A 24,579-nucleotide genomic window follows, 5' to 3' on the forward strand; every position below is an offset into this window, starting at 1 on the left:
ACCCCATGGCACCCGAACAGGCCCAAGCCCTGCTGCCCCACCCGGACAGCGCCGCCAGCGACTTCGAGCTGGCCGGCCAGCTTTGCCACAACCTGCTGCTGCGGGATGGGGAAATCGATGTCGGCCCCCTTGCCGCCCTCTGCCGCAATGCCCTGGCCAGCCCGGAAGGCGAGCTGTTCCTGGCCGGCACCGACGGCACCTTGAACCTCCCCGCCCAGGCCGCGCCCTGGCGGGACCTGCTGGAAGACGCCCGCCGCTCCGGCAACCTGACGGCCCGGCCGGATGCCCTGGCCTGCCCCCTGAGCTTCCGCAACCAGTTGCTGGGCCTACTTCTGGTGAGCGGCAAGGCAGAAGGCTACGGCGAGGCAGACCAGCGGCGCTGCGCCCATCTGACTGCCTTGCTGGCCGGCGGCCTGCACGCCCGCCTGGCCTTCAACCGGCGCCAGCAAGACCTGGCCCGCATGGAAGCCAAGGTAGAGGAACAAAGCCAGATCCTCGACCACATTCACGACTCGGTCATCACCATGGACCTGTCGGGCTACATCACCGGCTGGAACAAGGGCGCCGAGCGCCTCTTCGGCTACGGGCCGGAGGAAGCCCTGGGCCGCCACATCCTTTTCCTCTACGCCGATGACGGCAGTGAAACCCTGGAGGAGGAAGACGACCTTTTCTACAACGCCTTCCTCGACCACGGCCGTCGGGAATTCGAGGTGCGCCGGCGCAAGAAATCCGGCGAGACCTTCTGGGCCAGCGTCTCCCTTTCCATCTCCCGCAACGACGCGGGCCAGCCCGCCGGCCTTATCGGCTACCTGGTGGACATCACCGGCCAGCTGGAGCGGGAAGAAAAGCTGCGCCTGCACGCCAAGATTTTCGAGCACAACAGCGAGGCGGTCATCGTCACCGATGCCATGCAGCGCATCCTCTCGGTGAACCGGGCCTTCTGCAATATCACCGGTTTCGCCGAGGAGGAAGTGGCCGGCGCCCTGCCCTCCCTGCTCCAGCCCACCCGGGACGACCCCCAACTGGCGGCGGAAATCCAGATGGCCCTGGCCTCCTCCGGCGCCTGGCAGGGGGAGTTGTGGGACCGGCGCAAGGGCGGCGACACCTACCCGGTGTGGGTGGCCATCAGCTCCGTCAAGAACACCCGGGGCGTACTCAGCCATTACTTCCTCGTCTTCTCGGATATTTCCGAGCGCAAGGAGGCGGAACGGCAGATCTACCGCCTGGCCTATTACGACGCCCTCACCGGCCTGCCCAACCGCTCCCTGCTCTTCTCCCTGCTTGAGCAGGCCCTCATCGAGGCCCAGCGTAACCAGGCCCACGGGGCGGTGTTGTTCATCGACCTGGACCGCTTCAAGGCGGTGAACGACTCCTTCGGCCACTCGGCCGCCGACACCCTGCTCAAGGAAGTGGCCCGGCGCCTGCAGGAAACCCTGCGGGCCGAGGATGTGGTGGCCCGCCTGGGAGGCGATGAATTCATCGTCGCCCTGTTCGACATCACCAAGCGGGAACATGCCGACATTGTCGGCCACAAGATTCTCGCCGCCCTGGCCGAGCCCTTCATCATCGAGCACCACGAGGTGCTGCTCAGCGCCAGCGTCGGCATCGCTGTCTTCCCGGACGACGGGCGGGATGCGGAAAGCCTGCTGCGCAATGCCGATACGGCCATGTACCGGGCCAAGCAGGGCAACAGCGGCCAGCTGTTCTATTCCCAGGAAATGAACCTACGCTCCCTGGAGCGGCTGAAGCTGGAAAACGGCCTGCGCCGCGCCCTGGAACGCAAGGAATTCCGTCTCTACTACCAGCCCCAGGTGGAGCTGGCCACGGGCCGCATTGTCGGCGCCGAGGCCCTGATCCGCTGGCACCACCCGGAACTGGGCCTGGTGCCCCCCAATGATTTCATTCCCCTGGCGGAAGAAACGGGCCTCATCAACGCCATCGGCGAATGGGTGCTCGATGCGGCCTGCGCCCAGGGCAGCCAGTGGCGGGAGCGGGGCCACGAAGACCTGACCATTGCCGTCAATCTCTCGCCCCGCCAGTTTCGCCCCGGGCTTTCCCAACGGGTGGCGGACACCCTGGCCCGCCACGATTTCCCGGGTGAAAACCTGGAACTGGAAATCACCGAGAGCATGCTGATGCACAACTCGGAAAGCATCATCCAGATGCTGGAAGAGTTCCAGGGCGCCGGCGTGCGCCTGGCCCTGGACGATTTCGGCACGGGCTATTCCAGCCTGGCCTACCTGAAGAAATTCCCCCTCGACAACCTCAAGATCGACCGTTCCTTCGTCAGCGGCATTCCCCACGACAGCGATGACTCGGCCATCGCCCGGGCCATCATCAGCATGGCCAAGAACCTGCGTCTGCTGGTCATCGCCGAAGGGGTGGAAACGGAAGCGCAGCTCGAATTCCTGCGGGAATCCGGCTGCGATGAAATCCAGGGTTATCTCTTCAGCCCGCCGGTGCCGCCGGAAGACTTCCTCATCCTGCTGGAACGGGCCAACGGCAACCTCTGAGACTTGCCCCGACCCTTGTGTTCCATCCCTACGTTGTAACTGCCTTCCCGGCTGCATTCGGCCGCATATGCACTTCACCGGCTTCCGCCATAACCCGTTGTTTTCCCCCCCTTCCCGCATCGCTGCCCCAGGCCCAGCCATTCTCGGCCAGGCCCGGCAACGGCGGCAAAATCAGGCGGCAGGCGGTTCCACGGGTTCGGCGCGGCTGAGCAGCACCTTGTCTACCCGGTTCTTGTCCATATCCACCACCTCGAAGCGCCAGCCCGCCAGGATGAAGTGATCCGCCTCCTGGGGTACCCGGCCGAGCTGGTGCATGACCAGGCCGCCCAGGGTGTGGAAGGCATTTTCGTCTTCACCGGGCAGGTCTTCCTTCACTTCCAGTTCGGACTTCAGGCGCTCGATACCCAGACCGCCATCCATCAGGTAGGAGCCGTCTTCCCGCTGCACCACTTCCTGCTCGGCGTCGTCGTCCTGGCTCGGCATGTCGCCGACGATGGCTGCCAGTACGTCATTGAGGGTCACCAGACCCTGTACTTCGCCGTATTCGTCGATCACCAGGGCAAACTGGGAGCGGTTGCGGCGCAGGGATTCCAGCAGGTGGGTAGTGGTGACACTCTCCGGCACGTAGACCGGAGGCCGCAGGGCCTTTTCCACCGTGGACACGTTGAAGGGAGCGTGTTCCAGCACCGGCTTGAGCAGGTCGCCCCGCTGCAGCACCCCCAGCACCTGGTCCAGGCCATCGCGGCAGACCACCACGCGGGCGTAGGGGCACTCGGCTACCTGACGGCTTACCTCGGCTTCTTCCTCCGCCAGATCCACCAGGTACATGTCCTTGCGCGGCGTCATGATGGCCGCCACACGCTGCTCGTCCAGACGCAGCACGTTGGAGACGATCTCCTGCTCGCTTTCGTGGAAGACGCCGGCCTCGGCGCCCTGGCCCATCAGGACCTTGATTTCGTCGTCAGTGACCGGCGGCTCGTCGCTGCGGCGGGCCCCGAAGACGCGCAGGATGGTGGCGCTGGAGGCTGAGAACAGCCACACCAGGGGAGCCGTCAGGCGCGACAGCCAGCCCATGGGCCGGGCCACCAGGGAAGCAATGCCTTCCGGGCTGAGCAGGGCCAGTTGCTTGGGCACCAGTTCGCCGATGACCACGGAGAGGTAGGTCAGCAGCACCACGGTGACGGAAAGGGCAATGATCCGGGCGTATTCGCCGGGCAGGGACGACTGGGACAGCCACTGGGTCAGGGGGTCGGCCAGGGCAGCCTCGCCCACCGCACCGCTGAGAATGCCGATGGAGGTAATGCCCACCTGGATGGTGGACAGGAAGCGGGAGGGTTCGTTGTGCAGCTTCAGGGCAGCGTCGGCCCCCAGGCTGCCGTCTTCGGCGAGGCGCTGCAAACGGGCCTTGCGCGAGGACACGACGGCGATTTCGGACATGGCGAAAACGCCGTTCAACACGATCAACAACAGGATGATGCCTAGATCCATACAGGGCCGCGACCACCGTTTCCGGAGCGGCTCGGGAGTGACGAAGCCGTAAAGATAGCATTTATCGGGCCAGCCCGGCCATGGGCAAGGCCGGCCCGCGGTCGGGAAACGGCCGGAGCAGAGGGCCGGATTGAGGGCTGCCCGGGCCCTCAATCCGGCTGGAGTCCGGCTGAAAGCCGGCCCCGGTCAGGCGCCAGTGGTCAGCTTCAGGCCCACCAGCCCCACCGTGATCATCCCCAGGCTGAGCAAGCGCCCGATATTGGCCGGCTCGTCGAAAAGCACGATGCCCAGGAGCGCCGTGCCGACGGCGCCGACGCCGACCCAGATGGCGTAGGCCGTGCCCACCGGCAGGCTGCGCATGGCCAGGCCCAGCAGGCCGAGACTGACGGCCATGGCCGTAACGGTGCCCAGGGTGGGCCAGAGGCGGGTGAAGCCTTCGGTGTATTTGAGGCCGACGGCCCAGACGATTTCAAAGAGGCCGGCAAGAAAGAGCAGCGCCCAGTTCATGGTGTTACCTCATGAAGGATGGGGCCGTCCCCGATGTGAAGGGTAGAAGCGGGGTCGTCCCTGCTTCCGTGCTGCGTGGCCGGTCATCCTAGCAAAAAGGCCGGGCTTTGGCCCATTTTTGCTAGGACAGGCCCGGACGACCCGATCGCCCCTTCAGCCCAGATACTTGAGATGGCTGCCGCAGCCTGCCCGGCAGTCGCTGCTGCCAAAGCCGGGGACCGGCACCGAGCCCGGCATGTTGCGGTTGATCAGGCATTCCGGCTCGTCGAAGAGGCGGGTACCCGCCACCGTCACCCCCGGCGCCGTCAGCAGGTAGTCGATATGCCAGTGCAGGCGCTTCTTCGGGGCCAGATGGCGGGCTACCCGGGCAGCAATGTTGCGCCGGGCCGAGCCGGTATAAACATAGCGCCCGGCCGGGAAATGGCAGAGGCCCAGACGGCCCACCACCACGTCGATGGCGACGGCCACTTCAATCAACAACTGGTAGGTGGGTGGTGCCGCCTCAGGCATCGTCGCCGACGAAGGGATTGCTCCGGCGTTCCCGGCCGAAAGTGGAATTGGGGCCGTGGCCGGGGATGAACTCCACGGTATCGCCTAGGGGGAAAAGACCTTCCCGGATGGAACGGATCAGGGTGTCGTAGTCGCCCTTGGGGAAATCCGTGCGGCCAATGGAGCCGGCGAAGAGCACGTCCCCCACCATGGCCACCTGGCTAGGGCGGTGGAAGAAGACCACATGGCCCGGGGTGTGGCCGGGGCAGTGCAGCACCTCCAGGGTGAGGTTGCCCACCTGCACCGTGTCGCCGCCCTTCAACCAGCGGTCGGGCGTAAAGCTGCGCACGTCGGGAAAGCCGAACATCTTGGATTGCTGGGGCATGCCATCGATCCAGAAACGATCTTCCTCCCCCGGACCTTCCACCGGAATATGCAGTTGCTCGGCCAGCTCGGCGACACCGCCGGCATGGTCGATATGACCGTGGGTGACGAGGATTTTCTCCAGAGTCACACCATGGCGCTGGGCCGCGGCCAGGATGCGCTCCAGGTTGCCGCCCGGGTCCACGGCGGCCCCCTTCATGGTTTCCGGGCACCACAGCAGGGTGCAGTTCTGTTCAAAAGGGGTGACGGGAACGACGTCGTATTTCATGGCGGGAAGGCTCGGTTATCAATCGAAAAATCAGGGTCCGGCCGGCAGGTCATCGGCGGAAGGGGCCGCCACCGCCCGCGGGTCGCGCTGGGACATGATGGCGGTTTGCAGGGCATCCAGTTCGGCCAGGAGGCGTCGGCCGCCCTGGCGCAGCTCGGGCACCAGCGCCCGGGCTTCACGGTGGGCGCCCTCCAGCAGCAGCTGGGTCGCCTCCCGGGCCAGTTCGTGGATGGCCCGGTGGGGTTCGTCCAGGTCGCCATAGCAGGGCAAATGGCCATAGCTGATGCGGCCCGGGCCCTGGTACCAGGCGCCAAAGCGGCAGTGGGTATGGTCCCCGGGCTCCGGCGGCAGGGCCATGGCGTCCCCCAACTCCAGGGCCTGGGCCAGCAGGTCGATCCAGCGCCGGTGTTCCACCTCGGCGGCGATGAGGGGGAAATCCTCCCGCAACCATTGCTGGGCGGCAGCTTCCACCCAGCGGGGGTCGGGCTCGAAGGCAGCAGCCCATGCCGGCACGTCCGCCGCCGGCATGGGCCGGGCGATGGCGTAGCCCTGGGCATGCAAACAGCCCAGGCGCAGCAGCATGACGCCGTGCTCGACAGTCTCCATGCCTTCGGCCACCACACTGCGCTGGAAGGCGGTGGTCAGGCCCACCACCCCTTCGACGATGGCCAGGGCCTCCGGGTCGTGCAGCATGTCGCGCACGAAGGACTGGTCGATCTTCAGGGTGCGGGCCGGCAGGCTCTTGAAGTAGGAGAGGGAGGAATAGCCGGTGCCGAAATCGTCCAGGGCAAACCCCACCCCGAGGCGCTGGCAGGCGGCGATGACCAGGCTCACCTGGCCCACGTCCTCCAGGGCGGCGGTTTCGAGGATCTCCAGCTCCAGCAGGCGGGCCGGCACCCCGGGATGCCGCCCCAGGGCCCGTTGCAGACGGGGCAGGAAATCGGGCTGCTGCAGGTGGCGGGCAGCGATATTGACGCTGACCGGGTAATCCCAACCCAGGGCCTGCCAGTCCTCCAGCTGGGCCAGGGCCTCGGCGATGACCCAGTCACCGATGGCGACGATGAGATCGCTCTCCTCCAGGTCGCCGAGGAAGGCGGCGGGGGCCAGCAGGCCCCGCTCCGGGTGCTGCCAGCGCAGCAGGGCCTCGAAGCCGACGATGAGGCCGGAGCAGAGATTGACCTTGGGCTGGTAGTAAAGACGGAACTCGCCGCGGCGCAGGGCCTGGTCCGCCGCGGCGATGGCCTCCCGGCGGTTGCGGGCCCGGCTATCCTGCTCGGTGTCGAAAATCTGGTAGCGGTTGCGGCCGGACTGCTTGGCGCCGTACATGGCCTGGTCGGCATGGCGCACCAGGGTGTCGGCATCGGCATCGTCGGTGGGGAAAATGGTCACCCCGATACTGCCGGAGATGCTCACCATCTGGCCTTCCAGGGCGAAGGGCCGGGCCAGGGAGGCAAGCAGGCGCTCCAGAATCTGCTCCAGCTCGGAATCGCTGGAGAGGTCGTTGAGCAGCAGCACGAACTCATCGCCCCCCAGGCGGGCCGCCGTATCGCCGCCCCGCAAGGAATGGCGCAGGCGCTCGGCCACGTCCATGAGCAGGCGGTCGCCGGCCTGGTGGCCCTGGCGGTCGTTGACCGCCTTGAAGCCGTCCAGATCCAGGTAGCACACCGCCAGCAGCTTGCCCCGGCGGCGGGCCTGGGCCATGGCCAGGTGCAGGCGGTCGCTCATCAGGGTGCGGTTGGGCAGGCCGGTGAGGGCGTCGTAATGGGCCAGGCGCTCCAGGCGGCGCTGGTTTTCCTTTTGCTGGGTGATGTCGGAAAAAACGCCGACAAAGTGGATCAGCTGGTCGGTTTCATCGCGCACGGCGCTGATGGACATCAGCACCACGGTGACGGAGCCGGCCTTGGTACGGTTCCACAATTCGCCCTGCCAGAAGCCCTGGTTCTCCACCTTGGCGAACAGCTCGCGGAAAAAGGTGGGATCGTGGTGGCCGGAATTGAGGATGCGGGCCGGACAGCCCACCGCCTCCTCCCGGGTGTAGCCGGTGAGGACGGTGAAAGCCGGGTTCACATCGACGATGGTGCCCCGGGGGTCGGTGATAAGGATGCCGTCCTGGCTGCTCTGGAAGACGCTGGCGGCCACCCGGCGCTGTTCCTCGCCCCGCTTGCGCTCGGTGATGTCGCGGCCTTCCGCCAGCAGCTGCAGGGGCTTGCCCGGCTCGTCGGTGACGGCCTTGAGGATGAAGTCGATATAGCGCAGTTCGCCCTGGTGGCTGGGGTGGGAGACCTCGAAATGCAGGGTCTCGCCGCCGCCCGCCACCTGCAGCACGGCCTGGCGGATGCGCTCCTGCAATTGTGGATCGTGGTCCCACCAGGGGGTTTCCCAGAACAACCGGCCGAGCACGGCGGATTCGTCGCAGCCGATGAGGGACAGGGCCGACTGATTGGCCTCCAGCAGTCGCCCCTCCAGATCCATGATGCCGATCAGCTCGCTGGTCTGGTCGAAAACGGCGCTCAGGCGCAGGCGGCTTTCCTTCAGTTCGGCCCGGGCAGTCTGGCCTTCCCGCAGCACGAATTCCAGGTAGTCGCCCTCCAGCTGGCTGACCACATCATGCTCCGACACCACTCCGGCCACCCGGCCCTCCCCATCCACCACCACCAGATGGCGCACGTGTTCCCGCTGCATGCGATCCACCGCCTGGCTGAGGGGCATGCTCTCGGGAATGCTCAGCACCGGCCGACTCATCACGTCCGAAAGCGGCAAGGCCAGGCTTTCCCGACCGCGGCGGAAGAGGCGCAGGGCATCCCGCTCGGTGACGATACCCAGGGGGCGGGCATCCTCGGTGACCAGGATGCAGCGCAGCCCCTGGGTCGACATCAGGGAAAGGGCCTGGCTTACCGGGGCATCGGGCCCCAGCTGGGGCACCTGCCCCTGCATGACGGCCCCCACATCCCGCCAGCGCTGGAAAAAGGCGGCGCCCAGGTGGAAGCGGAAATCGCTCTCGCTGACCACGCCGACGGGCTGGCCATCGTCACCGGTGACCAGCAGGTGGCGGATGCCCTGCTCGGCCAGCAGGTGATAGGCGTGATGCACGGAAAGCCGGGAATCGGCCGCCAGCACAGGGGAACTCATGATGCGGGCGACGCTTTCGCCACCTTCCACGGCACCCGCCAGGGCCTTGAGGATGTCCCGCTCGGTGACGATGCCCACGGCCGCCCCGTCTTCCAGCACCAGCAGGGAGCTGATACGGGCGGTTTCCATGATTTCCGCCGCCGCCAGGAGACTGGTGTCGAGATCCACCTCGACGATATTCCAGGTCATCAGGTCGGCAAGGGTGCGGTCGGACATGGGGAAAGCCGGAAAGGGAGGGAAAGGCCGATTCTAAAGGCAGCCCCCGGGTTTCCCAAGCCAAGGGGGCGAAAACTGGACTTTTTTAACGTCTAATCCGGCAAAAACACCGCCCCGTAAGGGCTCCCGCCGGCCTTTTTGATTCACATCATGGTGGTGGGATATCCCCAATCGCTAACCTCCGCCTGCCGTGTTCCAAGTTTATTTTTTTCCTCGTATTGAAAGGAGGGCAGCATGAGCGGCGCTTTCACCAAGTCGATGGCGCGCAATATCTTTTTCGGCGGAACGGTTTTTTTCTTTCTGCTGTTCTTGGCATTGACCTTCGACTCTAACGCAACACTGCCGAAACGCGACAACCGGGGCGCTATTACCCCGGCCGTGGCCAACGGTAAAAAAATCTGGGAAACCCGTAACTGCATTGGCTGCCACACCCTGCTGGGCGAAGGCGCGTATTTCGCTCCGGAACTGGGCAATGTGTACAAGCGCCGTGGCGGGGAGTTCATCAAGGCCTGGATCAAGGGCCAACCCAGCGGCGCCCCCGGCCGTCGCCAGATGCCTCAGTTCAACCTGACTGAGCAGCAACTGGACGATCTGGTGGCATTCCTCAAGTACACCTCTGAAATCAACACCGCCAACTGGCCGCCCAACATCGAAGGCTAACGCCCTCGACTGGATAACCAGAAGAAACAGAGCTAACGCTTAAGGAGTCATCGCTATGCAATATAAATCCCAGGCCGTTGCCAAGCCGTATTTCATCGCGGCAATCGGCCTCTTCCTCGGACAGATCCTGTTCGGCCTGATCATGGGCCTGCAGTACGTCATCGGGGACTTCCTGTTCCCGCTCATCCCCTTCAACGTGGCCCGTATGGTCCACACCAACCTGTTGATCGTCTGGCTGCTCTTCGGCTTCATGGGCGCGGCGTACTACATGATCCCGGAAGAATCCGAGACGGAGCTGTTCAGCCCCAAGCTGGCCTTAGCCCTGTTCTGGATTTTCCTGGTCGCAGGCGCCCTGACCATTGTCGGCTATCTGGCGGTTCCCTACGCCACCCTGGCTGAACTGACGGGTAACGACATCCTTGAAACCATGGGCCGGGAATTCCTGGAACAACCCCTGGTGACCAAGATCGGCATCGTCATCGTGGCCCTGGCCTTCCTCTTCAACATCACCATGACCGTGCTGAAGGGCCGTAAGACCTCCATCACCGTGGTGCTGCTGTTGGGTCTGTGGGGCCTGGCCATCTTCTTCCTGTTCTCCTTCTACAACCCCACCAACCTGGTGATGGACAAGTTCTACTGGTGGTGGACCGTGCACCTCTGGGTGGAAGGCGTATGGGAACTGATTCTGGGCGCCCTGCTGGCCTTCGTCCTGATCAAGGTGACCGGTGTTGACCGTGAAGTGATCGAGAAGTGGCTGTACGTGATCATCACCCTGAGCCTGGTGACCGGCCTCATCGGTACCGGCCACCACTACTACTGGATCGGTACCCCCGAGTACTGGCAGTGGTGGGGTTCCGTGTTCTCCGCTCTGGAGCCCATCCCCTTCTTCGCCATGACCGTGTTCGCCTTCAACATGGTGAACCGCCGTCGTCGCGAACACCCCAACAAGGCCGCCACTCTGTGGGCCCTGGGGACGGGTGTGATGGCTTTCCTGGGCGCCGGCGTGTGGGGCTTCCTGCACACCCTGGCTCCGGTGAACTACTACACCCACGGCACCCAGATCACCGCTGCCCACGGCCACATGGCCTTCTACGGCGCCTACGCCATGGTCGTGCTGTGCATCATCAGCTACGCCATGCCGATCCTGCGCGGCCGTGCTGCCAACAGCAACAAGGCCCAGGTCGTGGAAATGTGGAGCTTCTGGCTGATGACCATCGCCATTGTCTTCATCACCCTGTTCCTGACCGCCGCCGGCATCCTGCAAGTGTGGCTGCAGCGCGTTTCCGACACCCCGCTGCCCTTCATGGTGGTGCAGGACAAGGTTGCCCTGTTCTACTGGATGCGCGAGTGGACCGGTGTGGTCTTCCTGATCGGCCTGGTGCTGTACATCGCCAGCTTCTTCATCAAGGGTGAAGAAAAGGCCGCCTGATTCCGGGCAGCCTGACCCGGGTGCCGGTCCCAACCACCGGCACCCGGGCTGCAACACAGAAATTCGTAGCAAATTTTTGTCACCTCCCAACCTCCATTGACAGCCCGGTGCCCTCGCAAGATGGCGCCGGTTTTTTTTTGCCCATGCCCTGGCAAGGGGTGGCTAAAGGGAATTGTTCTCCCTTCTTAGCGCGCATCAAAGCAGCCCTCATGCCGTCTTTCTAGACTGGCACCCATGGAAGCGAACGTCACCCTCCCCCTGCAAAAACCTGTCGCCCGGCACCTGCCCGGCGACCTGGCCATCTGGTTTTTCATCGCCGCCGAGCTGCTGGCCTTCTGCGTTTTCTTTGCCGCCTACGCCTTCACCCGGGCCAAGCACGTCGAACTGTTCAATGCCGAGCAGCTGACCCTGGACCGCAACGCCGGCGCCCTCAATACCATTCTCCTGCTCACCGCCAGCTACTTTGTGGTGCGCGCCGTACAGGCCGCCGAAGCCGGCCTCAAGGACAAGGTGGCGCCCTGGCTGGCCGCCGGCTTCCTCTGCGGCAGTGGCTTTGTCGCCGTCAAGGTGACGGAATATGCGGACAAGCTGGGCGCGGGCATCACCCTCTCCACCAGCCCGTTCTACATGTTCTACCTCTCCCTCACCTTCTTCCATTTCATGCACGTGCTGCTCGGGCTGGTGATCCTGGCCATCCTCTGGTTCCACGCCCGCCGTGGCAACTACGGCCCGGATAACGCCACCGCCATGAATAATCTGCACAGTGGAGCCTCCTACTGGCACATGGTGGATCTGGTGTGGATCATCCTCTTCCCCCTGGTTTATGTACTACGCTGAGGAGGCCGCCATGGAAAATCTGACCCATACCCCCGTCCCCGTGGATACCCGCCGCAGCACCCTGGTCTGGCTGGCCCTCATCGCCGCCACCCTGGCCACCTGGGGCCTGGGGGAAGAAGGTGCCAGCGGCCCCACTGCCGTAGCGGCCCTGCTGGCCATCGCCGCCCTCAAGAGCCGGGCCGTGATTCTTGATTTCATGGGGCTGCGCCATGCCCCCCTGCTGTGGAAGGGCATCGTCCTGGGCTGGCTGGCCCTGGTCTGCACTCTCATTGCGCTCGCTTACTGGAAAGGAATGCCCTGATGGACATGGCTACCACCACGATCCCCTTCTACGACGCCGCTGCCGACGAAGTGGAGATTTTCGAACACGCCTGGAACAACCGCCTGCCCCTGCTCATCAAGGGCCCCACCGGTTGCGGCAAGACACGCTTCGTCGCCCACATGGCGGCCAAGCTGGGCCTGCCCCTGTACACCGTGGCCTGCCACGACGACCTCACCGCGGCCGACCTGGTGGGCCGCCACCTCATCGGCGACGGCAAGACCCTGTGGTGCGACGGCCCCCTCACCCGCGCCGTGCGCGAAGGCGGCATCTGCTACCTGGACGAAGTGGTGGAAGCCCGCAAGGACACCACGGTGGTACTGCACCCCCTGGCCGACGACCGCCGCATCCTGCCCATCGACCGCACTGGCGAGGTGCTGGAGGCGCCGCCCTCCTTCATGCTGGTGGTCTCCTACAACCCGGGCTACCAGAACCTGCTCAAGGGCATGAAGCCCTCCACCCGCCAGCGTTTTGTTTCCCTGCGCTTCGATTTCCCCGGCAGCGCCCGTGAAATCGCCATCCTGCGCGGCGAAGCCGGCTGCGACGAAGACCTGGCCAAGCGCCTGGTGGCCATCGCCCAGGCCCTGCGCACCCTGAAAGACCAGGATCTGGAAGAAGCCGCCAGCACCCGCCTGCTGGTGTACGCCGCCACCCTGGTGAAGTCGGGCATGGACCCGGTCACCGCCTGCCGCGCCGCCATCGTCGAAAGCCTGACCGACGACGTGGAGACGGCTGCCGCCCTGATGGAAATCGTCAACGCCACCTTCGGCCGCTAGCCCAAGTCTGAGCGACGACCCGAGCCACCAACCCGGCCACCCCACCATGAACACCGCCCCGGAACACGCCCCCCAGGAAACCCCCGGCTCCACCCTGGCCATCGCCGCCGAAGGGCTGTTCCTCATCAACCTGCTGGCGGCGCCGGGCCTCGGCTTCATGGTACTGGCCTGGCTCTGGTGGCGGCATCGCCACAGCGCCCCCCTGCTGGCCCGCCAGCACCTGCAGCAGACCTTCTGGGTCAGCGCCTGGGGCGGCCTGCTGATCGTCTCCTTCTCCCTCCTCTTCATCACCCTGGGGGGCCTGCACTGGGAATGGACCTGGGTGGTGGTGATCCTCTACTTCACCTGTGTGCACTCGGCGTTGGTGGTGGGCGGCATCGTCGGCCTGGCCTACGCCATGGCCGGCCGCCCCTGGCGTTTTCCCCTCATCGGGCCGCGCCTGAACCGGGATTGACCCGGCCCCCGCCCCCTGACATCACCCGGCTCCTCCATGACTCGCCGCATCATTCCCATCATTCCGGCCGACCGGGCCGTCGCCCACAATCAGCAACTGCAACACCGGCGTCTGGCCTTCCAGATGGGCTTTTTCATCCTCTTCGCCCTGGCCCCGGTTTTCGACCTTTTTCGCTACGACCTGAAGGCCGGCCATGCCTGGCTGCTCACCTTCGAATGGCACCTGGGGCTGGACCCGTTCCTGGCCGGCCAGGCCAGCGCCGGGGAGGCCGCCGTCAACGTTCTCTCCCGCCTCTTCCTGCCGATTTTCGCCGGTGCCGCCGCCTTCATCTGGGTCGCCTGGAAATGGGGCCGCCTCTACTGCGGCTGGCTCTGCCCCCACTTCTCCGTGGTGGAAACCATCAACCGCCTGATGATCCGGGCCACCGGCAAACACAGCCTGTGGGACAAAAAGCCCATCTCCCCCTGGCAGGCCGACGGTACGCCTCGCCCCCGGGGGGCCATCTGGTGGCTGGCGGTGGTGCCCCTGGCGGTGGCCTTCGCCTTCGTCTGGGCTGTGGTTTTCCTCACTTACCTGCTGCCGCCCATGGAGGTTTACGCCAACCTCTTCGGTGGTCAGCTGACGCGCAACCAGTTCATTTTCATCGCCGCCGCCACCACCGTCATCTCGGCGGAATTCCTCTTCGCCCGTCATCTTTTCTGCCGCTATGCCTGCGCCGTCGGCCTCTTCCAGAGCCTGGCCTGGGTCAGCAACAAGGACGCCATGGTGGTGGGTTTCTCCCGGGAACGCACCGCCGAATGCGCCGACTGCCTGCCGGACAAGCAATCCGCCTGTGATGCGGTCTGCCCCATGCGGCTCAAGCCGCGCACCCTCAAACGCATGATGTTCGCCTGCACCCAATGCGGCCAGTGCCTGGAGGCCTGCTCCCAGAGCCAATCCGCCAATCCCCAAGGGCCCCTGCTGCAATGGGTGGAAGCCGAAGCGGCGCGGCAAAACGAAGCGGGCTTCTCGGCCGTGGAACGGAAATAGATCATGGAAGAATTCGTCGGCAAACTCTGGCACCGCTGGATCACCCAGGCCGCGGGGGACAACTACCCCAAGGCCGCCGTGCGCCTCAAGGAGGTGGAGCGCACCGCCGGCATTCTCTTTCGCGCCTTCGGCGGCGACCCCGGCCTGCGTGTTGCCGCCGCGGCGGAAGTCAGCCACGGTGCCCGCCGCCGCTGGCTCTCCCGCATTGCCGGCAGCGACGAAAAAAGCGCCCCGGCCAGCCTGGACATGGCCACCCTGCGCCTGCCACCGGAAATCGCCGCCTTTCCCGACAGCGCCCTGAACCGGGACCTCTACCTCTGGCTGGCGGCCCTGGCTGCCGCCGGGCAACACCCCGATGTAGCCGCAGAGGCCAACTCCTGCCGCCGCAACCAGGCCGCCACCCAGCACGCCCTGGCCTGCTGGCCCGGCCTGCAGGCCCGCTACCGGCGCCTGGTGGCCGCCCACCTGGCCCAGCGCCTGGCTCCCGAATCCCTCCCCGAAGCGGAGCGCCCCCGGGAACAGGCCATCCGCCAGGCCCTGGAGACGCCAGGCAGCGTCCCATCCCTACCCCGCTCCCCCGTGCCCTCCCGCCCGGTGCTGCTGTGGCTGGGAGACTTCCGCCAGAGCCATGAAGGCGAAACCCGGCCCAGCCGGGAGGCGCCGGAGCAGGACCAGAGCGGCAGTCAGCAACTGAAGGAGGAGGAGCAACGGCGGGCCCACCAGGTGGAACGGGTCACCGACTCCACCGACAAGAACGGCCTGCTCATGCTCTTCCGCGCCGAGAGCCTGTTCACCTGGGGCGAGTTCGTCAAGGTGAACCGGCCGGCGGACGACGACCCCAACGAGGATGCCGCCTCCGCCGCCGAGGACATGGATGCCCTGGCCCTGGCCGACAACAACGAGCGGGTGGCCTCCAAGGTGCGTTTCGACCTGGACCTGCCCTCCGCCGCCGAGGACGACGTCATCCTTGGCGACGGACTGCCCCTGCCCGAGTGGGATTACCGCAAGAACCAGCTGCTGGAAGACCACGTGCGCCTGGTGGAAGTCACCCCCCAGGCCGCCGAGGCCAGCGAGATGCCCATCCGCCTACGGCGCACTGCCAAGCGCCTGCACCAGCAGTTTGCCGCCCTGCTGCCGGCCCGCCGCTGGCTGAAAATGCAGCCCGACGGCCAGGAGCTGGACGTGGATGCCGCCGTGCGCGCCCACGCCGATCGGGCCACCGGCGGCCACCCCACGGACAACCTCTACCTCTCCCTGGAAAAGCGCGAGCGGGACCTGGCCTGCCTGGTGCTGGCCGACCTTTCCCTCTCCACCGACACCTGGATCAGCGACGAAGCCCGGGTCATCGACGTGGTCAAGGACGCCCTGCTGCTTTTCGGCACCGCCATGGGCGCCACCGGCGACGCCTTCGCCCTGGCCGGCTTCTCCTCCCTGAAGCGCAGCCAGGTGCGTTTTACCCGGCTGAAGGATTTTTCCCAGAAGTTCGATGCCGCCGCCCGGGGCCGCATCCTGGCCTTGAAGCCCGGCTACTACACCCGCCTGGGCGCCGCCATCCGCCACGCCTCGAGCCAGCTGGCCAAGCAGGCCGCCAGCCGCCGGGTGCTACTGATCCTCTCCGACGGCAAGCCCAACGACCTGGACCTCTACGACGGCCGCTACGGCATCGAAGACACCCGCATGGCCATCATCGAAGCGCGCAAGCTGGGCCTGCAGCCCTTCTGCGTCACTATCGACCGGGAAGGGGCCTCCTACCTGCCCCACCTCTTCGGCCCCGCCGGCTACGCCGTCATCCGCAAGCCGGAGGAGCTGCCCCGCCGCCTGCCCCTGCTCTACGCCCAACTGACGCGCTAATTTCCACGTACCAAGCCCTACGCTATCCCCTGAGGAAGAGACGGTTCCCATGAACAACAGCACCTGCCTCCTGCCCCCGGAAAACGGCACCCCCGACCCCCGCATCATTGCCCAGCTGCGGGAAACCGGGCTGTTCGCCGAACTCGAAGCCCCGGACCTGGAGCGCCTGGCCCGGGGCGTGCGGGAGGTGGAGGCCGGCCGCGGCGACATCCTCTTCCACAAGGGCGACCCCTGCCGGGGCTTCCACCTGCTGCTGGCGGGCCAGGTCAAGCTGGCCTTCAACTCCACCCAGGGCAACGAAAAGGTGGTGGAACTGATTCACCCGGGCCAGACCTTCGGCGAGGCGGTGATGTTCATGGAAAAGCCCTACCCCCTCTTCGCCCAGGCCCTCGCCCGCTCCCGCCTGCTGCACATTTCCAAGCTGGTGCTGTTCCAGGAGATGGACCAGGACCCCCTGCTCTGCCGCAAGATGATCGGCTCCCTCTCCCGCCGCCTGCACCACCGGGTGGTGGATGTAGAGGCCTATTCCCTGCAGTCCGGCTGGGAGCGCATCGTCGGCTTCCTGCTGCGCGGCGCCGAAGCGCCGGAGGCCGGCAGCGACTGCCCGCGCCAGGCCGTGGTGCGCCTGCCCAGCAGCAAGGGCAACATCGCCTCCCGCCTCAACCTGACCCAGGAACACTTCTCCCGCATCCTCCACGACCTGGCCGGCCGCGGCCTGGTGCTGGTGGATGGCCGCACCATCCACATCCCGGACGTGGAGCAGCTGCGCCAGGCCTCGCCCTAGCCTTCAGAGATACAACCAGGCATAAACCCGCGAAAGTTCGGGATTTTTACGCATTCCGGGGCACTGCATTTACCCGCTCTGGATTAGAATCCCCCGCTGGGGCCCTGCCCGACAGATAACGAGGGAGACATGAAAAACAAATCCGTCGTTCCCAACAATCGGGAACGGGTCATGCGCGACAATGACTTCATTGTCAGCAAAACCGATCTCACCGGCCGCATTACCTACGGCAACGAGATCTTCATCGAATTTTCCGGTTATTCCGAGGCGGAGTTGCTGGGCACCCAGCACAACATCATCCGCCACCCGGACATGCCCCGGGCCGCCTTCAACCTAGTGTGGGACACCATCAAGTCGGGCAAGGAAGTCTTCGCCTACGTCAAGAATCTCTCCAAGGACGGCAGCTACTACTGGGTGTTCACCCACATCACGCCGGACTTCGGCCCCAAGGGCGAGATCGTCGGCTACTACTCGGTACGCCGCTGCCCCAGCCGCGCCGCCATCGACAAGATCGTCCCGGTTTACCAGCAGATGCTGGCGGCGGAAAAATCCGCCGGACCCAAGGACGCCATCGCCGCCGGCACCAAGGTGCTGACCGATCTTCTCCAATCCACCGGAATGAGCTATGAGCAGCTGGTTCTCTCGCTTTGAGGCGCGGCGCTGGCCCGTCTTCGTGCTGGTTCTGGCCGGTGCCGGCCTGAGCTTCCTCGATCCCTGGTTCGCCCTGGCGCCCCTGGCCCTGGCCGCCCTGCTGCTGGCGCTACCGGCGGCCGCCCGGCAAAGCCGGCTGAAGGAGCTCAACGAACTGATGCACAAGGTCCAGGCCGGCCGGCTGGTGCACCGTATGCCGGAGAGCATGGACGATCCCCTGCTCGACGCCATCCGCATCAGCATCAACTCCTCCCTGGACCAGACCGAGACCGCCTTCCGCGAAATGCTGGGGGCCATGGAGGCTTCCACCCACGGCCGCCCCTGGCGCCGGTTGTACGCCGCCGGCCTGCACGGCACCTTCCGCGACGTCCTGGAAAAGATGCAGGGCATGCTCGACCGCCTGGAAGAAGCCCGGGAATCCGTGGCCCGGGAAGCCCTGCTGTCGAAAATCTTCCTGCGTTCTGAAAGCGGCCTGTCCACCGCCATCGGCCACGTCAGCGAGGCCCTGGAACTGGTGGCCCGGGATTCCACCCAGGCGGAGAACCTCTCCCAGGCCTTTGCCTCCTCCGCTGGCGCCATGTCCGGTGCCGCCGAAACCATGTCCTCCGCCCTCGGCCAGGCCCAGACTTCGGCCCAGGGCAGCGCCGCCGCCCTGCATGAGCTGGATGGCAAGACCAACGCCATCCGCCAGCTCACCGGCCACATCGACGCCATCGCCAAGCAGACCAACCTGCTGGCCCTCAACGCCGCCATCGAGGCGGCCCGGGCCGGCGAAGCGGGTCGTGGCTTTGCCGTGGTGGCTGACGAAGTGCGCAAGCTGGCGGACCAGTCCCAGAAGGCCGCGGTGGAAATCACCCAGGCCATCGGCGACGTTTCTGCCGCCATGGAAGATGTCTCCCAGAAAATGGAAACCCTGAGCCAGGCCGTTTCCGAAGCCCGGGACACGGCCGACGTGTTCAGCCGAGAACTGGCCGGTTCCGCCAGTTCCGCCGGGGTGGTGGAAGCGCTGGCCGGCACCATCGGCCGGGGCGCCGGCAAGATGGAAACTTCCATGCGCATGGTGTCCCTGGCCCAGAAGGCCCGGGCCGACGTGAACGCCATCATCAACGGCGAGAGCATCGACACCTCCGGTCACTCCGCCGCCGAGCGGGCCGCCCTGGAGCTGGCGGCCAGCCGCAAGTGGACGGAAGGCAGCAAGGAGCGGGAAGCCCTGGTGGAAATGTATGACGAGCTGTTCGCCTACATCGAAACCCAGAACGCCGTGACCTACGGCAACTGAGCCATGCCTTCCAAGCAACTGTTGATCGTGGACGACTCCGAGACCGTGCGCGGCGTGCTGGCGGCGGCGGCCCGGGAGGCCGGCTTCAGCGTCACCCAGGCCTCCAACGGCCAGGTGGCCCTGGAGATGTGCCGCAGCCAGCCCATCAACGCCGTGCTGAGCGACCTCAACATGCCCCTCATGGACGGCATGGAATTCGTCCGCCAGCTGCGGGCCGGCGGTTCCCGCATCCCGGTCATCATGGTCACCTCCGTCGCCGAGCAGGACAAGGTGCGCTCCATGATCCAGCTGGGTATCAACGGCTACATCGTCAAGCCCTTCAAGATGGAAGCCGTGCACCAGGCGCTGGAAAAGCTCCAGCTGCGGGCCTGAACACCCCGCGTCCGGCGCCACTGTCTGCCCACGGCAGACGGGGCATCGTTGCCCCGGCCAGCGTCGCCCAGTGTCGCCAATTCCCTGGCAACAAAAGGAAAATGGTCAAAAATGCTGACCCGGCGCCGGCTTTGGTGTAGCCTGCCGGCCCGTTTCAGCATCCCCGGCCCATCTTCGCCCCGGGCAGCGGCCATCGCCGCCATCACCAACCCTTCATCCCGCTTACTTCGCCAGACCAGCCCATCCAGCCATGTCCAGGGAACTGCCCCGCACCAGCCTGACCAGCTCCCGCCTGGTCCGCCTGCTTACCGAACTGACGGACTCCCCCGCAACGGAATCCCGGCAGACTTTCGCCGAGCGGCTGAGCCAGTGGCTGCAGTTGAACGACGCCATCGCCCTGTCAGGGATCGTCAATGCCCGGCTGACACCAGCGGCAGCGCCCGACACGGCGCCCCAGGCCCTGGCCGAGCTGCAGGCCAGCCTGGCCCGGCTGCGGCAGCGCCAGGCCGAGGCCCAGAATCCCGAGGGAGTATTCAAGCCGGGCCAGGGGCGCGTAAAATTGCCGACCCTGGCCGCCGGCACGGTGAGCGAAGGGGAAAGCCCCTTCGCCTTTTTCCACCGTTACTACCTGGCCCAGCAACGCAGCATGGAGGCCGCCATCGCCCCCCTGCGCCAGCAGACGCGGGAAAGCGTCATGCGGCATGCACCGGCCCTGCGCCAGGTGGCCGCCCTGGATGCCTTGCTGGAGAAAACCCTGGCCGAGCGGGAGCGCCAACTGCTGGCCGCCATTCCCCGCCTGCTGGAAAAACGTTTCACGCAACTGTGCCAGCCCCCCGCTGCTGATCCAGCGGCCGCCGCCACGGCCACCGATACCGCCGCAGCGGAAGCCGCCCTGGCTGCCTTCATCCGGGAAATGCAGCAGGTGCTGCTGGCCGAACTGGAAGTCCGGCTGGAGCCGGTGCAGGGGCTGATCGACGCATTTGGCAACGAGGTAAAGCAAACGCCATGAACAAGAATTTCAGTATCGCCGCCTTCCTGGCCGGCCTCTTCGCCGTGCTGTGGGTGGCTTTTGGCTACCGCACGGGCCACCCCCTGGCCCTGGCCATGTCCCTGCTGATCGGCGCCACCTACCTGGTGGGCTGCCTGGAACTGCTGCGTTTCCAGCAGGCCACCAACGCCCTGCAACGGGCCCTGGGCGCCATTCCCGAAACCCTGAGCCACCTCGGCGAATGGCTCGACCAGTTGCCCCCGGCCCTGCAAAACCCGGTGCGCCTGCGCGTCGAAGGGGAGCGGACGGCCCTGCCCGGCCCCGCCATCACCCCCTATCTGGTGGGTCTGCTGGTGATGCTGGGGATGCTCGGCACCTTCCTCGGCATGGTGGTGACCCTCAACGGCGCCGTGCTGGCCCTGGAAAGCACCACCGACCTGGCCACCATCCGGGCCTCCCTGGCCGCCCCGGTGAAGGGCCTGGGCCTGGCCTTCGGCACCTCCGTCGCCGGCGTGGCCACCTCCGCCATGCTGGGCCTGATTTCCGCCCTCTGCCGCCGCCAGCGCCAGCAGGTGGGCCAGAACCTGGACCGGCACATCGCCACCACCCTGCGGGAATACTCCCTGGTGCACCAGCGCCAGGAAACCTTCAAGGCCATCCGCGCCCAATCCCAGACCCTGCCCGAAGTGGCCGGCCAGCTCAACGCCATGATGGAAACCCTGACCCGGCAGAACCGGGAATGGCAGGAGCGGCTGCAAGCCGGCCAGGAGCAGTTCCACCGGGAAGCCCAGGCCGCCTACGGCGAACTGGCCCGTTCGGTGGACCAGTCCCTGCGGGCCAGCCTGGCCGAGGGCGCCCGGGCCGCCGGCGCCGCCATTCAGCCAGTGGTGGAAGCCACCATGGCCGGCATCGCCAAGGAAAGCGCCGCGTTGCAGGAGCGCACCGCCCAGACCGTGGGCACCCAGCTGGCGGGCATCGCCAGCCGCTTTGACGACAGCACCCGCCAGGTGGCCGCCACCTGGGAAGGCGCCCTCACCGCCCAGGCGCAGCACAACGAGGCCCTCCAGGCCCAGTTGCAGCAATCCCTGGCGGCCTTCGCCGGCGCCTTCGGCAGCCAGGGCGCCGCCCTGCTGGCCGATCTCCAGGCCGCCCAGCGCACCCTGCAAGGCGAACTGGCCGGCCAGGACCAGCAGCGCCAGGCCGCCCTGGCCGCCGCCCTGGAAGCCAGCGCCCAGCGCATCCACGCCACCGCCCAGGAGCAGGGCCGGCAAACCCTGGAAGAAATCGCCCGGGTGGCCGCCCTGGCCGCCGCGGCGCCCCAGGCTGCCAGCCAGGTCATCACCCAGCTGCAACAATTGCAGGCCGAACAAACCGCCCGGGACGAAGCCCGCCAGGCCGCCCTCGGCCAATCCCTGGCCGAGCTGGGCGCCACCCTGCGCCAGGAATGGCAGCAGGCCGGCGAACAGGGCCTGGCCCAGCAACGGCAGATCTGCCAGACCCTGGAACAGACCGCCCTGGGCCTCACTGCCCAGACCCAGGCCCAGGCCCGCGCCACCCTGGACGAAATCGCCCGCCTCATGGAAAGCGCCGCCCAAGCCCCCCGCAGCGCCGAAGCGGTGATCCAGCAGCTGCATACCCTGCACACCGACCTGGCCGCCCGGGACGAAGCCCGCCAGGCAGCCCTGCAACAGGCCCTGCAAGACCTGGCCAGCAATCTGCGCGCCGAATGGCAGCAGGCCGGCCAGGACACCCTCGGCCAGCAGCAGGCCATCTGCCGCACCCTGGAAGAGACCGCCGCCCGCATGGCCGAACAAGGCCAAGCCCAGGCCCGGGACACCCTGCAGGAAATCTCCCGCCTCATGGCCACCGCCGCCGAAGCCCCCCGGGTGGCCGCCGAAGTCATCGCCCAGCTGCGCCAGCAGCTTTCACAAAGCGTCGCCCAGGACAATGCCCTCCTTGAAGAGCGCAGCCGCACCCTGGAAACCCTCAACACCCTGCTGGCCACCATCAACCAAGCCGCCACCGAGCAGCGGGGCGCCATCGACGCCCTGGTGGCATCCGCCGGGACCCTTCTGGAACAGGCCGGCAAGCGCTTCAACGAACAGGTGGCCGGCGAGACCGCCCGCCTGGCCGACACCGCCGCCAGCATCACCGGGGGCGCCGTCGAAGTGGCCAGCCTGGGCGAAGCCTTCAGCGCCGCCGTGGCCCAGTTCGGCCAGGCCAACGGTGCCCTGGTGGCCAATCTGGAGCGCATCGAAGGCAGCCTGGAAAAGGCCATGCTGCGCAGCGACGAGCAACTGGCCTATTACGTGGCCCAGGCCCGGGAAATCATCGACCTCAGCATCCTCTCCCAGAAGCAGGTGGTGGATGAACTGCGACAGCTGGGGGCCACCGCCTCCGGCGCTACCGCCACCAACGCCCAGGCCGGCGCCTGATGGAAGAACTGGACCCCAGCGTCGAGCAGACGGCCCCGGTGTGGGCCGTATTCGGCGACCTCATGGCCGGTCTGCTGGGCGCCTTCGTGCTGATCCTGGTGGGGGTACTCGGCGTGCAGCTGGAGCTGGTCACCACCCTGGAAGCGGAAGTGCAGAAGCGCCAGGCCGAGGAACAGCGCCGCATGGCCCTGGAGAAGGCCCTGGCCATTCCCCTCGCCTCCGGCCGGGTGACCCTCAACAACGGCCGCATCGGCATCAGCGGCAGCGTGCTGTTTGCCCTCAATTCCGACCAGCTGCAGCCCGACGGCAAGCAGCTATTGAAGAGTCTGGCCGCCCCCCTGGGCGCCTACGTGCAGGCCCGGGATGAAATGCTCATGGTCAGCGGCTTCACCGACGACATGCCGGTGCGGGGCAGCAACCGCCAGTTCGAAGACAACTGGGAACTCTCGGCCCAGCGCGCCCTCACCGTCACCCGGGAGCTGATCGACGCTGGCATCCCCGCCTCCTCCGTCTTCGCCGCCGCCTTCGGCGCCCAGCAGCCGGTGGCCGCCAATGCCGATGCCCAGGGCCGGGCCAAGAACCGCCGGGTGGAAATCGCCCCGGTGCCCCGAGGCGGCAGCAAGCCATGAACGACGGGGCCAGCCCCCTCCCCGACACGGAGCTGCCCCCTGCCGGCGCCGCGCCCGACGCTGCCGAAATATTGCCGGCCGCGGCGGAACACCCCGCCCTCGCCGCCCTCGCCCGGCAAGGCGCGGCGCAGCGGGACCCCCTGCGCTACCACTTCATCACCACCCTGGCCCGGCGCAGCGCCGGCCTCCCGGGCCCGGCCAAGGCCCGGGTGGAACAACGCCTGGCCCAGGCCATCGCCGACTGCCAGGCCGCCCTGCAAGCAACCGATGCCCAGGCCCGGGACCTGCTGGCCGCCGCCCAACCCTGGCTGGCTGGCCTGGCGGCTGCCGATACGATCGCGCTTGAACTGCAAGGCTATCTCGAACAAGGGGACCACCCCGCCCTGCGCCGCCGTCTGGCTGCCCTGGCGCGACAGGTTACGCCCCACCCCCTGGCGGAACTGCGCCGCCAGCTGGCCGCCCCCCTCGGCGTCAGCCTGGCCGATGCACCCGCTGCTAGCCCGGTGCCCCTCAAGCCCCAGGGGATTCCGGTCACGCCAACGGCGCATCCAGCCCCAACCGGCCAAACGCCCGACGCCGGCAACAGCCCCGCCGAACCACAGCAGACTGATTCTGTCCCTCAGGCCGTCCCGCTTCCCCAGGCCACGGCGGCCCCCGCCCGGAATGGCCCGGCGCCTGTGGAAGACCTCAAGGCCGTGCGCTACTTCAAGGAAAGCTGGGCCCAGCTCAGCCTGGAGCAGCAACTCACCCAGGCCCTGGCCCAGATGCCGGAAAACGCCGGCCCCCTCAATTCCCACATGCTCGCCCTGCGCGCCCTGATCCTCATGCGCGACCAGGCCCCCGCCTACCTGCACCGCTTCATGGGCTACCTGGAAACCCTGCTCTGGCTCGAAGGCCCGGAAGCCCCCTCCCCCGCCGCCAAGAAAAGCGCCACGCCGACCAAGGCCAAGCGCAAACCCCGCGCCCGCCCCACCGCCTGAAGTACCACTCAAGCACCGCCCCGCAAAAGCAACAGGGGCGCGGAAGATGCCTGTTGGCATCCATCCGCGCCCCTGTTGGGGTTTCGGGCGGTCACGGGGTGGTCTGATGGAC

22 protein-coding genes are annotated in these 24,579 nt (G+C 66.7%); 17 read left to right on the plus strand and 5 right to left on the minus strand.

All coding sequences use genetic code 11. From position 1 onward, the window contains the following. Positions 1-5 precede the first annotated feature (5 nt). Complete coding sequence (locus AZSI13_RS11870) at positions 6-2,513, plus strand: bifunctional diguanylate cyclase/phosphodiesterase (protein WP_109041358.1); 2,508 nt, start codon at positions 6-8, stop codon at positions 2,511-2,513. A 171-nt stretch (positions 2,514-2,684) separates the two neighbouring features. On the opposite strand, the gene AZSI13_RS11875 is transcribed toward AZSI13_RS11870, so the two are convergent. The 5 genes from AZSI13_RS11875 to AZSI13_RS11895 form a co-directional block, all read right to left on the minus strand. Beyond that, complete coding sequence (locus AZSI13_RS11875; RefSeq protein ID WP_109041359.1) at positions 2,685-4,001, minus strand: hemolysin family protein; 1,317 nt, start codon at positions 3,999-4,001, stop codon at positions 2,685-2,687. Positions 4,002-4,187: 186 nt separating this feature from the next. After that, on the minus strand, positions 4,188-4,508 hold the full coding sequence (gene sugE, locus AZSI13_RS11880) for a quaternary ammonium compound efflux SMR transporter SugE (RefSeq protein ID WP_109041360.1): 321 nt from the start codon (positions 4,506-4,508) through the stop codon (positions 4,188-4,190). A gap of 153 nt (positions 4,509-4,661) precedes the next feature. Continuing rightward, positions 4,662-5,018: a DUF123 domain-containing protein gene (locus AZSI13_RS11885; RefSeq protein WP_109041361.1), complete on the minus strand. Its 357-nt coding sequence runs from the start codon at positions 5,016-5,018 to the stop codon at positions 4,662-4,664. Beyond that, positions 5,011-5,649: an MBL fold metallo-hydrolase gene (locus tag AZSI13_RS11890; protein ID WP_109041362.1), complete on the minus strand. Its 639-nt coding sequence runs from the start codon at positions 5,647-5,649 to the stop codon at positions 5,011-5,013. Before AZSI13_RS11890 ends, AZSI13_RS11885 begins: the two co-directional genes overlap by 8 nt. A gap of 30 nt (positions 5,650-5,679) precedes the next feature. Further along, complete coding sequence (locus AZSI13_RS11895; protein WP_109041363.1) at positions 5,680-8,994, minus strand: EAL domain-containing protein; 3,315 nt, start codon at positions 8,992-8,994, stop codon at positions 5,680-5,682. A 234-nt stretch (positions 8,995-9,228) separates the two neighbouring features. Between AZSI13_RS11895 and AZSI13_RS11900 the strand changes: the two genes are divergently transcribed. From AZSI13_RS11900 to AZSI13_RS11975, 16 genes are all read left to right on the plus strand, one after another. Continuing rightward, a complete protein-coding gene (locus tag AZSI13_RS11900) occupies positions 9,229-9,654 on the plus strand; it encodes a cytochrome c (protein ID WP_109041364.1) in 426 nt (141 codons plus the stop codon). Positions 9,655-9,709: 55 nt separating this feature from the next. After that, the gene (locus AZSI13_RS11905) at positions 9,710-11,083 is read left to right on the plus strand and encodes a cbb3-type cytochrome c oxidase subunit I (protein WP_109041365.1); all 1,374 of its coding nucleotides are present in this window, start codon (positions 9,710-9,712) and stop codon (positions 11,081-11,083) included. Positions 11,084-11,317: 234 nt separating this feature from the next. Next, positions 11,318-11,920 carry a cytochrome c oxidase subunit 3 family protein gene (locus AZSI13_RS11910; protein WP_109041366.1) on the plus strand — a complete coding sequence of 201 codons (603 nt, stop codon included), beginning with the start codon at positions 11,318-11,320 and terminating at the stop codon, positions 11,918-11,920. A gap of 10 nt (positions 11,921-11,930) precedes the next feature. Next, positions 11,931-12,221, plus strand: a complete 291-nt coding sequence (locus AZSI13_RS11915) for a cytochrome C oxidase subunit IV family protein (protein ID WP_235609750.1) — start codon at positions 11,931-11,933, stop codon at positions 12,219-12,221. Then, complete coding sequence (locus AZSI13_RS11920; RefSeq protein WP_109041368.1) at positions 12,221-13,015, plus strand: CbbQ/NirQ/NorQ/GpvN family protein; 795 nt, start codon at positions 12,221-12,223, stop codon at positions 13,013-13,015. Before AZSI13_RS11915 ends, AZSI13_RS11920 begins: the two co-directional genes overlap by 1 nt. A gap of 46 nt (positions 13,016-13,061) precedes the next feature. After that, on the plus strand, positions 13,062-13,469 hold the full coding sequence (locus tag AZSI13_RS11925) for a hypothetical protein (RefSeq protein ID WP_109041369.1): 408 nt from the start codon (positions 13,062-13,064) through the stop codon (positions 13,467-13,469). Between the two features lie 36 nt (positions 13,470-13,505). Next, positions 13,506-14,498, plus strand: coding sequence for a 4Fe-4S binding protein (locus AZSI13_RS11930; protein ID WP_201262363.1), 993 nt, complete (start codon positions 13,506-13,508; stop codon positions 14,496-14,498). Between the two features lie 3 nt (positions 14,499-14,501). Continuing rightward, positions 14,502-16,349, plus strand: a complete 1,848-nt coding sequence (locus AZSI13_RS11935) for a nitric oxide reductase activation protein NorD (RefSeq protein WP_109041371.1) — start codon at positions 14,502-14,504, stop codon at positions 16,347-16,349. A 49-nt stretch (positions 16,350-16,398) separates the two neighbouring features. After that, a complete protein-coding gene (locus AZSI13_RS11940) occupies positions 16,399-17,133 on the plus strand; it encodes a Crp/Fnr family transcriptional regulator (protein WP_109041372.1) in 735 nt (244 codons plus the stop codon). A gap of 129 nt (positions 17,134-17,262) precedes the next feature. Then, entirely contained in the window at positions 17,263-17,784 is a 522-nt protein-coding gene (locus AZSI13_RS11945) for a PAS domain-containing protein (protein WP_109041373.1), read from the plus strand. Beyond that, complete coding sequence (locus tag AZSI13_RS11950) at positions 17,759-19,063, plus strand: methyl-accepting chemotaxis protein (RefSeq protein WP_109041374.1); 1,305 nt, start codon at positions 17,759-17,761, stop codon at positions 19,061-19,063. Before AZSI13_RS11945 ends, AZSI13_RS11950 begins: the two co-directional genes overlap by 26 nt. Before the next feature lie 3 nt (positions 19,064-19,066). Continuing rightward, on the plus strand, positions 19,067-19,435 hold the full coding sequence (locus AZSI13_RS11955) for a response regulator (RefSeq protein WP_109041375.1): 369 nt from the start codon (positions 19,067-19,069) through the stop codon (positions 19,433-19,435). 250 nt (positions 19,436-19,685) lie between these two features. Beyond that, entirely contained in the window at positions 19,686-20,444 is a 759-nt protein-coding gene (locus AZSI13_RS11960; RefSeq protein WP_109041376.1) for a DUF3348 family protein, read from the plus strand. Continuing rightward, positions 20,441-22,858 (plus strand): DUF802 domain-containing protein, encoded by a 2,418-nt coding sequence (locus tag AZSI13_RS11965; RefSeq protein ID WP_109041377.1) that lies wholly within the window; start codon positions 20,441-20,443, stop codon positions 22,856-22,858. The genes AZSI13_RS11960 and AZSI13_RS11965 overlap by 4 nt, the downstream gene beginning before the upstream one ends. Beyond that, the gene (locus AZSI13_RS11970) at positions 22,858-23,487 is read left to right on the plus strand and encodes an OmpA family protein (RefSeq protein ID WP_201262364.1); all 630 of its coding nucleotides are present in this window, start codon (positions 22,858-22,860) and stop codon (positions 23,485-23,487) included. The genes AZSI13_RS11965 and AZSI13_RS11970 overlap by 1 nt, the downstream gene beginning before the upstream one ends. Further along, positions 23,484-24,467 (plus strand): DUF2894 domain-containing protein, encoded by a 984-nt coding sequence (locus AZSI13_RS11975; protein WP_109041379.1) that lies wholly within the window; start codon positions 23,484-23,486, stop codon positions 24,465-24,467. The genes AZSI13_RS11970 and AZSI13_RS11975 overlap by 4 nt, the downstream gene beginning before the upstream one ends. The last annotated feature ends 112 nt before the right edge of the window (positions 24,468-24,579 follow it).

It is taken from the genome of Azospira sp. I13, assembly GCF_003112695.1.
Lineage (GTDB): Bacteria > Pseudomonadota > Gammaproteobacteria > Burkholderiales > Rhodocyclaceae > Azospira.